Annotated in this window: 12 protein-coding genes; 6 read left to right on the forward strand and 6 right to left on the reverse strand. The window is 55.5% G+C overall.

Translation table 11 applies throughout. The annotated features are described in order from the left end of the window. Positions 1-23: 23 nt before the first annotated feature. A complete protein-coding gene (locus tag GRI39_RS08955; RefSeq protein ID WP_343033320.1) occupies positions 24-512 on the reverse strand; it encodes a DUF192 domain-containing protein in 489 nt (162 codons plus the stop codon). Next, complete coding sequence (locus tag GRI39_RS08960; RefSeq protein ID WP_246205001.1) at positions 509-1,165, reverse strand: regulatory protein RecX; 657 nt, start codon at positions 1,163-1,165, stop codon at positions 509-511. Before GRI39_RS08960 ends, GRI39_RS08955 begins: the two co-directional genes overlap by 4 nt. Positions 1,166-1,234: 69 nt before the next feature. Here GRI39_RS08960 and GRI39_RS08965 point away from each other — a divergent pair, with 69 nt between their 5' ends. Further along, positions 1,235-2,968 (forward strand): fatty acyl-AMP ligase, encoded by a 1,734-nt coding sequence (locus GRI39_RS08965; protein WP_160739382.1) that lies wholly within the window; start codon positions 1,235-1,237, stop codon positions 2,966-2,968. A 75-nt stretch (positions 2,969-3,043) separates the two neighbouring features. Here GRI39_RS08965 and GRI39_RS08970 read toward each other — a convergent pair whose 3' ends face one another. Continuing rightward, positions 3,044-4,558 (reverse strand): DUF389 domain-containing protein, encoded by a 1,515-nt coding sequence (locus GRI39_RS08970; RefSeq protein ID WP_246205002.1) that lies wholly within the window; start codon positions 4,556-4,558, stop codon positions 3,044-3,046. Positions 4,559-4,725: 167 nt separating this feature from the next. Between GRI39_RS08970 and GRI39_RS08975 the strand changes: the two genes are divergently transcribed. From GRI39_RS08975 to GRI39_RS08985, 3 genes are read left to right on the forward strand one after another with little or no spacing between them, the layout of a single operon-like run. After that, positions 4,726-5,931, forward strand: coding sequence for a toxic anion resistance protein (locus GRI39_RS08975; RefSeq protein ID WP_160739384.1), 1,206 nt, complete (start codon positions 4,726-4,728; stop codon positions 5,929-5,931). Positions 5,932-5,938: 7 nt separating this feature from the next. Beyond that, positions 5,939-6,688: a hypothetical protein gene (locus GRI39_RS08980; protein WP_160739385.1), complete on the forward strand. Its 750-nt coding sequence runs from the start codon at positions 5,939-5,941 to the stop codon at positions 6,686-6,688. After that, complete coding sequence (locus GRI39_RS08985) at positions 6,688-6,996, forward strand: polyhydroxyalkanoic acid system family protein (RefSeq protein ID WP_160739386.1); 309 nt, start codon at positions 6,688-6,690, stop codon at positions 6,994-6,996. Before GRI39_RS08980 ends, GRI39_RS08985 begins: the two co-directional genes overlap by 1 nt. A 26-nt stretch (positions 6,997-7,022) precedes the next feature. Here GRI39_RS08985 and GRI39_RS08990 read toward each other — a convergent pair whose 3' ends face one another. Further along, positions 7,023-7,463 carry a DUF2721 domain-containing protein gene (locus GRI39_RS08990; RefSeq protein ID WP_160739387.1) on the reverse strand — a complete coding sequence of 147 codons (441 nt, stop codon included), beginning with the start codon at positions 7,461-7,463 and terminating at the stop codon, positions 7,023-7,025. Between the two features lie 207 nt (positions 7,464-7,670). Between GRI39_RS08990 and GRI39_RS08995 the strand changes: the two genes are divergently transcribed. Both GRI39_RS08995 and GRI39_RS09000 read left to right on the forward strand, forming a co-directional pair. Then, positions 7,671-8,201, forward strand: coding sequence for a biliverdin-producing heme oxygenase (locus tag GRI39_RS08995; RefSeq protein ID WP_160739388.1), 531 nt, complete (start codon positions 7,671-7,673; stop codon positions 8,199-8,201). Next, on the forward strand, positions 8,198-10,792 hold the full coding sequence (locus GRI39_RS09000) for an HWE histidine kinase domain-containing protein (protein WP_160739389.1): 2,595 nt from the start codon (positions 8,198-8,200) through the stop codon (positions 10,790-10,792). The genes GRI39_RS08995 and GRI39_RS09000 overlap by 4 nt, the downstream gene beginning before the upstream one ends. Positions 10,793-10,810: 18 nt before the next feature. Here the strand turns inward: GRI39_RS09000 and GRI39_RS09005 are convergent, their stop codons facing one another. Both GRI39_RS09005 and asd read right to left on the reverse strand, forming a co-directional pair. Then, entirely contained in the window at positions 10,811-11,542 is a 732-nt protein-coding gene (locus GRI39_RS09005) for a TonB family protein (RefSeq protein WP_343033321.1), read from the reverse strand. A 95-nt stretch (positions 11,543-11,637) separates the two neighbouring features. After that, on the reverse strand, positions 11,638-12,504 hold the full coding sequence (gene asd / locus GRI39_RS09010; protein WP_160739390.1) for an archaetidylserine decarboxylase: 867 nt from the start codon (positions 12,502-12,504) through the stop codon (positions 11,638-11,640). Positions 12,505-12,518 lie beyond the last annotated feature (14 nt).

Consider the following 12,518-nt stretch of genomic DNA (forward strand, 5'->3'; position numbering starts at 1 on the left):
TGTGCTTTCATCGAAAATTCCTTTTACCAGGAAACCTCATCACCAGGCTTAATACCCAGTTCCGCCGCGCGACCACCATTCAGTTCCAGCACGGCAAGAGCAGGCCCATCGGATGGAATCGGGTCAAGCGAATAGGGTTTTGCATTGGCAATGTTCAGGATCTTGTGATCTGCACCGATATAAATGATATCGAGCGGAATAACGGTGTTCTTCATCCAGAAGCTGGCTGGCTGGGCATAAGGCCGAGGAAAAATCATGCCCTCATCTTTCCCCATTTCCGTCCTGAACATCAGGCCCTGCGCCTGCTCACGCGCGGTCTTGGCAACTTCTGCACGAAACACATGCTTGGCTCCGTGGCTTGTGATCGAGACTGGAATCACCTCCAGCCCAGACACGGGATGCGTAGCCGGTGCCGTTTCAGCAGCAACCGCTGGACTTACCACCGCCTGCTGAGTGCAGGCAGCCAAACCCAGCGCCATCGGAATCACAAGAGAGAAAAAGCGCTTCATCATTCTCGTCCTAAATGTTCATCATCCATTTCAGCGGCCCATTCCTCCGCCGATTCCATTGTTTGCGCATTGATGATTTCACGCGCATTGTCGAGCGAATGTCCTGCCCGAAGAAGTGAAGCGAGTTGTTTTGACCGGCGTGCCATATCTGGTTCCTCGCGCCCGAACGGACCGAAACGTTTCTTGCGCGCCATTGCTAAAATCGCGTGTCTTTGCCGCGATACGCTAGGAGTAAGGTCCTCTCGCACATCTTCAGCAATTCCGGCTGCACCCAACGCCTGCGACACCCGCCTTGGCCCATACCCCTTCCGTAAAAGGCTATTCCTCTTGGCCCGCGCGTAGCTTTCATCATCGACATAGCCATAGGCGACGAAGCGATCAATCAGCGCGGGAATATCCGGCTCTGGCTCGCCCTCTTCCCAGCCCCGCTCGCGCAGTTTTCGTTTCAGATAGACTTCCAGCTTGGCAGCGGTGGTTGCAAAACGGGCAACATAGGCAAGTGCCATTTCCTCGAATCGCTTGGGATCAAGCGGTCTGGGAGTGCGCTTAGCCGCCTGATATGTTCGCTTATCACGATCCATCGGCCATATTCGTGCCACAGTCAGGATAGACAAGGAAGGGATATAAATGTGGTCCGCCCGCTGTTTAGCGGTCATGTAATGTTCAGGACTTCCCTCAGATTGATGAGGTCATTATGGAAGCTACCAGTTTCATATTAAAGAATTATGATGGATAGAACGCTGACCCCAACGCCTAACACTTGCGCCCTGCCGCGCCGTTTTTCGGATTTCGCGACATTTTGTGATGCGCTGGATTATGCTGCGCAGGGATCTCGTGGTCTTAATTTTCATGACCCGAGAGGCAACCTCGCCCGATCCTACCCTTATTCCGAATTGCGCAATGATGCCTTGGGTATGGCCCGACGTCTGGTTGCAAGCGGGATCAAACCAGGCGATCGCATTGCCCTCATCGCAGAAACAGGCCCGGAGTTTGCCGCCATGTTCTGCGGTGCGATTTACGCCGGAGCATGGCCGGTTCCCTTGCCTCTGCCGACCAGTTTCGGCGGTAAGGAAGGGTATATCGATCAGCTCACCGTGCAGCTCAACAGCTCTGATCCGACAGTGTTGCTATTCCCTGCCGAAATCGCTGCAATGGCATCAGAAGCGGCCTCTCGTCAGGGTTGCGAAGCTGTGAGTTATGAGGATTTCGCGGCTCGGGAAGAAGGTTCGCAAGAGCTGCCTGAACCGCAACCCGATGATATTTGCTATCTGCAATATTCGAGTGGATCTACCCGCTTTCCTCACGGCGTTGCCGTAACGCACCGTTCACTTCTGAACAATTTGCGCGGCCACAGCACAGGCATGAAGCTTGAGCCAAGTGATCGCTGTGTGAGCTGGCTGCCCTGGTATCACGACATGGGGTTGGTCGGGTGCCTGCTGTCGCCCATCGCCAATCAGGTATCGACAGATTACCTCAAAACGGATGATTTTGCGCGTCGGCCATTGGCCTGGCTCGATATGATCAGCCGCAATGAAGGCACGACGCTCTCTTATTCGCCAACTTTTGGCTACGATATTTGCGCAAGGCGCATTTCCAGCCAATCTTCCGTCTCAGAGAGATTCGATCTGTCGCGCTGGAGAATTGCAGGCAATGGCGCAGATATGATCCGCCCCGATGTGATGCAGAGCTTCGTCAACGCATTTGCGGACGCTGGCTTTCGCTCAGATGCATTCCTGCCAAGCTATGGCCTTGCAGAAGCAACACTGGCCGTCACGATCATGCCTCCTGGTGAAGGCATTCGTGTTGAACTGGTTGAAGAAGAACGCCTCTCTGGCAGCCCCCGCGATCTGTCCCGTCCTGCGCGCTATCGCGCGATTGTCAATTGCGGCAAGCCAGTGCTCGACATGGACGTCGAGATTCGCGGTAAAAATGGTGAAGTCAAAGCGGATCACCAGATCGGTAAAGTTCTCTGCCGTGGGCCGAGTGTCATGCACTCCTACTTCCGCGACCCTGAATCCACTGCTGAATGCTTGGTGGATGGTTGGCTGGATACGGGTGACATGGGCTATATGGCAGATGGTTATCTGTTCATCGTTGGCCGCGCCAAAGACATGATTATCATCAATGGCAAGAACCATTGGCCGCAGGATATTGAATGGGCGGTAGAACAGCTTCCCGGTTTCCATCAGGGCGACATCGCCGCCTTCTCCGTTGAAACGGAAAATGGCGAAGAAGTGCCGGCCGTTCTGGTCCATTGCCGTGTCAGCGATCCGGAAGAACGGCTGAAGCTCCATTCAGAAATTCGTGACAAGGTTCGTTCTATCACTGGCATGAACTGCGTGATCGAACTGATCCCGCCGCGCACTCTGCCCCGCACCAGTTCAGGCAAGTTGAGCCGTGCCAAGGCCAAGAAGCTCTATCTCTCCGGTGAGATTGAACCCTTCAAAGTCGCCGCATAATCGCACAACAGAAATTAAAAAGCCCGCCGCTCTCACTCAGAACGGCGGGCTTTTTATGGCTTCAGTAATGAGGCACTATTCGTCAGGTGTGGCCCAACGCGCCTGCACATCACCCTTCGCATTCTTGCCATCTCGCACGGCAACATGGCGCGCTAAAAGCAGTTGCTCCACCTTTTTACGAGCCTCTTCCGGCCCATCGATAATCACTGGTGCATCAATCCGGCCCGCCGCCCATGCGATCAGATTCAACGCTTTTGCACCTTCATCACTTGGCTCACCCTCTTCATTGAGGGCAACATTGGGCAGAGCTTTTGCCGGTGGAAGCAGTTCTACACGCCAATCAGGCTCTGTCGCGGCAATGCGCTGCTCCAGCGCGCGATAGACTGCCAGGCCAGCCCCATCGAGTTCAGCGGCACGGACAAGAGCCCGGCGGCGTTCACGGTCGACGATCACTTCGCTATCGGGCACACCAGCTATCAAGGCGAGGCGCGCGGCCAGTTCATCCGCGCGCTGCGAAGCATCTGCTTCGGCTTTTTCCCGGGCAGCGGAAAGTTGCGCCTGTTCGGCTGCTGTAGCGCTGGTGCCGACCTGATATTGTGTCAAAGTGAAGTTGAGCGGACGATTGTTCAGCAATCGGTGCAATTCGCGGCGGCTGATGGCCTCAGCTTCCGGCATGAGTTCCGGCGTGAGAACTGTGGCGCTGACATCGATCGGAGTGGCATCAAATTTGATGTCCATTTCGGACAATCTGGCCCTGCTACCGAAATTATCCATCACCGCACTTTTGGCCTGACGCGAGACATTCGCTTCCCATGCGATCTGCCGCAGGGAATAACCCAGCGGCAACGCCAAAGCCACGAATGTCACCACGATTACAAAGACTTGCAGCTGCGTTTGCCGCTCTGACAACGATGTTCTGAAACCGTACAATCTGGCCATCACAGCGGCAGTGAAAGCGATGGTCATGAGGTTAGTCACATAGAGCATCAAGGCTCCGGTGAAGACCGTCCAGTTGAAGGTCGCCAACCCAAATCCAACCACGGCAAGTGGCGGCATCAGGGCGGTTGCGATGGCCACGCCGACTACAGTGCCTTCGCGCCCCCGGATCATTGCATAGGCACCGGCAAGCGCAGAAAACAGCGCTACCAGGAGGTCAAACAGGTTCGGTCGGGTGCGCGCGGCGATCTCGGCTGTAACGGTCTGTAAAGGACTGAACAGCACCACAAGGGCACAGAAAGCGACTGAAAGGACCGTACCGACGGCCAAGGCCTTCATACAACGGCGCATCCATGGGAAGTCCCCAATCGCGAGCGAAAACCCAAGCCCGATGATCGGCCCCATCAATGGGGAGAGCAACATCGCACCAATCACCACCGCTGGTGAAGAAAGCAGCAGACCCAGAATGGCAATGCCGGCAGACATCGTCAGCATGAAAAGGTAGCGCGCGGAAAGATCCCCTTCTTCGCGCCGTCTTTTGATGACATCAGCCTGATCCACCGTGTTGACGACGGAACTGCGCCACCAACGCCGAAAGCTGAAAATCACGTAAGCGAAGGAATGGTGTTGGGGATTGTCCGACTTGGAATTCATAAATGTCGTGCCGCGTCTGTTCATCAAAAGGATGATGCTTAGCGCGATGCGGTGCCTCGACAAAGCCTCGGGCCAATAAAATGCCAATTGCACCGGATCACCTTGTCAGGCGTGTCTTACGTGCTTAATACAGTGACTATTGGTGATACAGGATTTGAGCGCTGAATATGGCAAGTACGAGCGAAACCAAAACCGCGACCGATTTCGAACTCACCCCGCCCGATCCGGTGCCTGAAGTGAAGGCCGAAAAGGCTGCGGGTCTGGTTCCGGTAAGCGACGAGAAGAAAAGCAAGCTCGACGAAAAGGTCGATAGCTTCGTTTCCGAACTGGTTGCGCTGGATGCCAATTCGCCCGACTTCGGCCAGAAGGTCGATCAATTGACCAATATGGGGCGCAAGGAAATTGCGGCGGCGGCTGGCCAATCCAACCGCTTTCTTGACCGTCCAGTGCGGGCAATCGACAAGGATAGCGGCGTTGGCACCGATTTGGCCGAACTGCGTCGCACGGTGGAAGAGCTTGACCCTGGCCGCCAGGGCAAACTGTCCGGCCCGCGCAAAATTCTCGGCATCATTCCCTTCGGCAACAAGCTGAAGAACTATTTTGACAGCTACACATCAGCGCAGGGGCATATTCAGGCCATTCTCGCGCGGCTTGCCAGCGGCAAGGATGAATTGCTGATGGATAATGCGGCCATTGATGTGGAACGCAAGAAGCTGTGGGATGCGATGGGCAATCTGGAGCAGATGATTCACATCTCCCAGTCGCTCGACGCGAAGTTGGAAGAAAAGGCCGACGATCTGGACGCTACCGATCCGGCCAAAGCGAAAGCTATCCGCGAAACGGCGCTGTTCTACGTCCGCCAGCGAACACAGGATTTGCTGACCCAGATGGCCGTCAGCGTGCAAGGCTACCTCGCGCTTGATCTGGTGAAGAAGAACAATGTCGAACTGGTGAAAGGCGTTGATCGCGCCAGCACCACCACGGTTGCGGCCCTGCGCACAGCGGTGACGGTTGCACAGGCGATGACGAATCAACGCCTTGTGCTCCAGCAGATTACCGCGCTCAATCAAACAACGGCGGGAATCATTGATTCCACCGGCAAGATGCTGCGCGAACAGACCAGCAAAATTCACGAACAGGCCGCCAGCTCCACCATTCCGCTCGAAACGCTGCAACGCGCTTTCCAGAACATCTATGACACGATGGATGAAGTGGACGAATTCAAGGTAAAGGCCCTGTCTTCCATGAAGCAGACCGTCACCACTCTGTCCGGCGAAGTGGAAAAGTCCAAAGGCTATATCGCCCGTGCTGAAGGTCAGGCCAATGCCCGGCTGAGTTCCAGCGAACCATCACTGCTGACGCTGGACGATTGAGCGCATTATGGCCGATCTCACTCACGATAGCGACCGACTGATCGATCAGGGCCGCGCTTTGGTGCAGGACAATCAAGCGGGTGGGCGCCATCGGCAAGCCGTTTCCATCGGTCGTGGGTCTGCTGAAGCCAAGCGCAACCATCTTATACGCAAAATCAAGCGGATCGCCATTTCCATTGTCGTGATTGTTGTGACAGCCGGGATCATCGGCGGCATCGTCAATGGTATTGGCTTTACCGGTGTCATGCTGACTATGCTGGCGATATTCGCAGCCATTGTTGCCTTCACCGTATTTCCCCGCATGAAAGTGCCCAAGCGCGCTGATCTTAATCGCGGCGATGTGCAACAGCTCGTATCCAGAACCGAATTGTGGCTTGAAGCGCAGCGTCCTGCCCTGCCTGCCCCTGCGGTGGGGTTGATTGACCAGATCGGCGTTCAATTGGATGGGTTGGGTGTGCAACTGGATGGTATTGATCAAACCCATCCGGCAGCGGTGGAAACCCGCAAGCTGGTGGGGGAAACCTTGCCGGAAATGGTCGATGCCTATCGCAAGATTCCGCAGCATCTGCGGCGTGAAGCCCGCAACGGTTCAACGCCCGATGCGCAATTGACTGAAAGCCTTGGCAAGATCAGCGAAGAGATCGATTCCGTCACCCGCCAATTGGCCGATGGCGCGCTGGATGATCTGGCCATCCGCACCCGCTATCTCGATTATCGCTATGGCACAGCGGATGAGCCGTCCTCAGGGCTGAACTGATGCAAGTCGCCATTCCGCATAATCTCAGCAATGATGATGTCCGCTATCGCTTGCGTACACGCAGCCATGAAATTGCTGATCACATTCCTGGCGGCATGGCGGAGGTTGAAACCGAGTGGCCATCGCCTGACACAATGTTGATGACCATTCGCTTCATGGGCCAGACCCTTGCAGGCAATGTCGTACTGGAAGAAGGGCAAATGGTCCTCAACCTCGACCTCCCTCCTGCACTTGGATTTATCGCGCCTTTGGTGGAAAGTTCCGTCCGCAAGCATGGGCAGGACTTGCTCGCCCCGCCGGAAGCATAACCCCCCACAACCTCCTCACAGAACCGTCAAAGCTTGCGGTCCCATTCCATGTAACTGTCTGGTATTTCCAGAGCCAGCGTCGCTTCGCGCGTTTCACGCAGGAATAACAGCAGTGCCCACATGAGCAGAAATACCGCGATCAGAAAGCAAATCGGCGCTGTATAAAACAGGTTCACCCTTGCAAAGACTTCCAGAAACAGCAGCGCCACCACCAGTCCGACAAATAAGCCGCTGACAACCAGAACACGGATAGCCTTGCTGATGATGGAAATGCGCCGGGCGACAAAGCGTATTTCCCGCACAATCGCGTCATGTTCAGACCCATCAGTGCTTTTGTGCCGTTCCTGCAAGGTCCGTGATCTGTCCACCACCCGCCCCAGCCGGGTGGAAAGCAGGTTCATGATATTGCCGATCGCCACCAGCATGAAGACCGGGGCCAAGGCGAGCTGTATGGTTTGCGCTATCACTCCTCGCCCCTTTCAAAACTTTTTAAACCACCTGAAAACATAGACGTTTCCCTTACCCAACAAGCGTATTACGGGAACATTAAACTTATAAAGTTATTTCTCGAATACGGGCCCTTACGTCAGATGCGGGCGCATAAATATGCAATCTGGCCAATTGAAGCGGGGTCGTCATTAGTGGTGGATAGTCAGCAGCCAAAGGCTCTAAGAATGCATCTCAAGCAGGAGACGCGTGCGTTGCATGATCTTCTGGATAGCCGGATGAGCAAGCTCGACCTTGCCGTAGCCGAGGACTACACCGCGTTTCTGAAAATACAGCTCGCTGCTCGCGCTCCGATGGAACGGTGGGCGCGCAATGATTGCCCACCTCACCTTCGTCCACCCGAACAGCTTCCCTTGCTGATCGAAGATCTTAACGCCATAGGTAAGCCGTTTTCCCTGCCTAACCGGCAGTTTTCTTTGCCATCCGGTTCCAATCCTCTGGGGTTTGCCTGGGTGGTGGCCGGTTCGCATCTGGGCAATCGCGCCATGCTGGCCGATTTGGAAAAGCGCAACACAAGCGGGCTGCCCACACGATTTCTGGCTGATCCGCGTATGATCGCGTTCTGGCGCAACCTGCGCCCACAGCTTGAGCAAGACACAAATGATGACACTGCGGCGAAGTCTCTTGAAGCTGCCATTGCAACCTTCCGGTTTTTCTTCACCCAACTGCCCAGTGAAGAAGGACAGCGAGTTGCATGAGTGACAATAATGCAAATGCTTACGACCTGACCAATTGTGACCGGGAACCGATTCACAAGCTCGGTAAGATTCAGCCATTTGGCGCGCTGATTGCAGTAACTTCGGATTGGATTGTAGCGCACCGCTCGACCAATTTGGGTGAATTTCTCTCCAACAGCGTACCGAATGTAGGCGACCGCCTGCAAAACCATCTGTCAGCATCATCCTTCAAAAAGATGGTGAGCACGCTGGCAGGCTCGCACACCGAAGATACTCAGGAACGTATCTTTGGGCTGGATTTGCAGGGCGACGGCAGGTTGTTCGATATCGCCCTTCATACGCAAGGCGACATTTCCATCGTCGAGATTGAACCGCATGATAAAGATGCGACAATGGATCTCACGCTCGCATTGCGTCCTGTGATGGCCCGGCTTGAAGGTGCCGACACTGTATCTGACTTGTGCAATCAGGCAGCCCGGCAGATGAAGCAATTGCTCGGCTTTGATCGGGTAATGGTCTATCAGTTCCACCCCGATCAAAGCGGGGAAGTAGTGGCCGAAGCGCGAGAGCCGGATTTGGAGAGCTTCCTCTCGTTACGCTACCCGAAAACGGATATTCCGCAACAGGCGCGCCAGCTCTATATGCGCAACCTCTTCCGTATCATCGCTGATGTGAATGCAGGGCCGGTTGCCATTGAACCAGAGCGCCGGATCACTGGCGAAGAACTGGATCTGTCGCTCAGTACATTGCGCGCGGTTTCACCGATCCATATCGAATATCTCAAGAATATGGGTGTTGGCGCATCCCTGTCCATTTCCATCGTTATTGATGGAAAGCTGTGGGGCCTGTTTGCCTGCCATCATTATGGCCCGCGCATTTTGCCCTATTCCCAGCGTACAGTGGCCGAGCTTTTCTCACAGCTTTTCTCGCTTAAATTGCAGATCGCGATCACAGATGCCGGGTCGAGATTGAAGGAGCGCGGACGGCAGTTGCACGACAGACTGATGTCGCGTCTCGCAGGTGGCACCGAACTGGCCGAAGAATTGGCGACGCTGGACGAGCTTTTGGGGGATATTATTCCCCATGATGGCGTCAGCGCCTTCATCGAAGATTCCTACCGGTCGCGCGGGAATACACCTGATGAAGAGCAATTCCGTACCCTTGTGCCTGCGCTCAACACAGCCTCCATTAGCCAGATCATTCACACTGATAGCCTGGCATCGCTGGTGCCTGCAGCGGCCGAATTTTCTGACAAGGCTGTCGGTGCATTGATTATTCCAGTATCCCGCCGTCCGCGCGATTACATCGTGCTGTGGCGGCGGGAGCTGCCGCAAACCGTCACCTGGGCAGGTAATCCTGAAAAGCCAGTGGAGCATGGTCCCAATGGCGAACGGCTGACGCCGCGCAAGAGCTTTGAGGCCTGGCAGCAATCTGTCCGGGGTCGCAGTTCTGTGTGGACAGATGAAGAAGTGAGCATCGCTGAAGGGCTTCGTGTCACGCTGCTTGAAGTGATCATCCGCGTCACTGATGAAGCGATGGAAGAACGCCGCCGCGCGCAGCAACAGCAGGATTTGTTGATTGCTGAGCTTAACCATCGTGTGCGCAACATCCTCACGCTTATCCGTGGGCTGGTAAGCCAGTCGCAGGCCGATGCGCATAGTGTGGAGAGTTATGCAGAAATTATCGGCAGCCGCATCCGCGCACTGGCCATGGCGCATGACAATATCACCCGCGAACAGTGGGAAGCAGCCTCTCTCCACGACCTGATTACACAGGAGGCTGAAGCCTATCTCTCGGGCAAGCAAAACCGCGTCCGGATTGAGGGCACCGACCGCCTGTTAGCCCCTGAAGCCTATACGGTGCTTGCGCTTGTCGTCCACGAAATGATGACCAACTCAGCCAAATATGGCTCACTTTGCGATAGCGCAGGGCGGCTGGAAATCAGGACTGAAGTTGAAGCCAGTGGCGATTATCTTATCCGCTGGAAGGAAATCGGTGGCCCGCCTGTCCAGCCCCCCAAGCGCAAAGGTTTCGGCTCTACCATCATCGAACGGTCCATCCCGTTCGAGCTGAAAGGCGACGTACAGATCAGCTATAAATTGACCGGCGTGGAAGCCAGCTTTTGCATTCCGGCAAAATTTGTCTCTGCCAACAGACGCCAATCAAGCAAGAACAGCCAAAGCGCCTTGAACAGCGAAACCAAGCGCCCAGCCAGCAAACCCAATATCCGCGACACCACCTTGCCAGAACATGTTCTGCTGGTGGAAGATAATATGATTATCGCCATGGATGCTGAGGAAGCCTTGCTGCGCCTGGGCATTGGGCGCGTGACAATGGCTAGCGGCACCGCCGGCGCGCTGAAGGAAATCGAGAAAGAAGCGCCAGACTTTGCTCTGCTGGATTTCAACCTTGGGTCTGAATCGAGCGAGATCATCGCAGAAACTCTGTCCGAACTTGCGATCCCCTTCTGCTTTGCCACAGGCTATGGGGAATCGATTTCCAAAATGTCGGGCACTGCGGCCCTTGGCGTTTTGAAGAAACCTTATTCGGACAGCGATATTCTGAAACTTCTCGAACAGGTGTGGAGCGCAACCTCAGATGCTGCCGAGTAAAAGGAACACAGGCGCTACTCAATACCAACGCTGCCGCCAAAGATAGCGCCCTGTAATCGGTTCACCGGCTGAATTTAAGGCAGGCGCAAAGCGGAACCTTTCTGTCGCCAATTGGCAGGTAATAGCATCGGCTTTCGGATCGGGGCTTGGGTCGGTCACACGGCAGGATTGTACCCGCCCATCCGTCCCCACGGTCAGTTCAATCACCACATCATGCCCGCGCCGTAATCTCCGCGTGGAGCGAGGGTAATCGCGCGCGCTGGTGATGTTGCCGTCGATCTTTTTCAATCCACGTGCCCCGCCGCCGCCCTGTCCATCGCCATTATTACCACTTCCGGTGCCACTGCCTTCACCGCCAGCCCCTGTTCCCTGACCAGCATCCGCAGCGCCTGAGGAACTCTCCGAACCATTTGAACTCACCGGAGGAAGAGGTTGAGGGGATTTGCGCGCAATTGCAGGCTTGGGCGCAGCCATTTCTTTTGGGATGGCCTGCCTGCCGGCTTCCGCCGCCGCGCCTTCCGCCTTGAGGCTTTTTTGCAGCTCAGCTTCTGGTGGCTCTGGTTCTGGTTCGACAGTGCGCACAGTCACCGTGACAAGCGAGGTCGCTTTTTCGACAACAGATTGGGTGAATTCTGGTGCAAATGCGCGCGCTAATGCGCCCAGAATGATGATATGGAAGATACAGACCAGCAAGAGCACACCCCCATTGATGCCCCTGCGCCCCTTCCCATCAGCATTCACATAAGCCACTCACTTCTCCCAGCAGCATCTCTGCTTCCCTGAAGAAATGCCTGAACCCCTGAGAAAGTGCCAGAACGGCTATTCAGGCTTGGCGGGCAGGCCTCTCACATCTTCCACAAAAGGTCGCGCCCCATGCGGATAGGCTGACCTGCGGTAATATCTGTCGCCAACCGCCAGCCAGGAGGTGCCACCATCACGATGGTCGAGCCATGTTCAAACCAACCCATCTCCTCACCACGCTCAAAAGTGGCCTGACACATCTCAACCCGCGCCCCGCCTTCGCGAACGCCTTTGCTCTGATCCAGAAAGGGCAGACGAATGCTTGCCACCAGTACCGCCGCGACAGGCACCAGCACGATCTGGGAATTTTCCTCAGTCAGTCGCACGGTAATCGGCGCTCTTTCATTTTTGCAGAACAGCCGTTCAATCCGTTTGAGCGCAATGGGATTCACATTCCACGTATCCCCGGAGATATAACGCACCTGCTCCACGCTGAGCGCTGCCGGGGCATGGAAGCGGTGATACATACCCGCCGTCAGCCGCATGGTGACAAACAGCCCGCCTTCAAACTGTGCCGCCTGTTCCACATCTCCCAACAGATCGCCAAGATCATAGGGAAAGCCCTTGATCTGATACACTTGCCCTTTGGTGATCCGCCCATGAGCACCCACAATCGCATCGCATGGGGCTGCAAGGCAGGCTGGATCGGTGTTGATAGGCCTGGCGCCTTCCTCCAGCTGCCGGATGAATGCGTCATGCAGGCTCACAAATGTGCTTTTGCGCGCATCGGTCAAATCGACGTCACAAAAGAAGCGCCATAGCGCAATCGACAAAGCCCGAACGGCAGGCTGCTCTATCCGGCTGAACTTGCCCATAAAGCGAGTGAAGGCGAGGCGCGGAATGCGGTTGGTCAGGAGGAAGTTGATATCCTCCTGCAAGCAGATCCGGGCGATGGTGGAACGCAAACTCATATCGGGCCGATCGG

The organism is Altericroceibacterium indicum, from assembly GCF_009828105.1.
GTDB classification, from domain to species: domain Bacteria; phylum Pseudomonadota; class Alphaproteobacteria; order Sphingomonadales; family Sphingomonadaceae; genus Altericroceibacterium; species Altericroceibacterium indicum.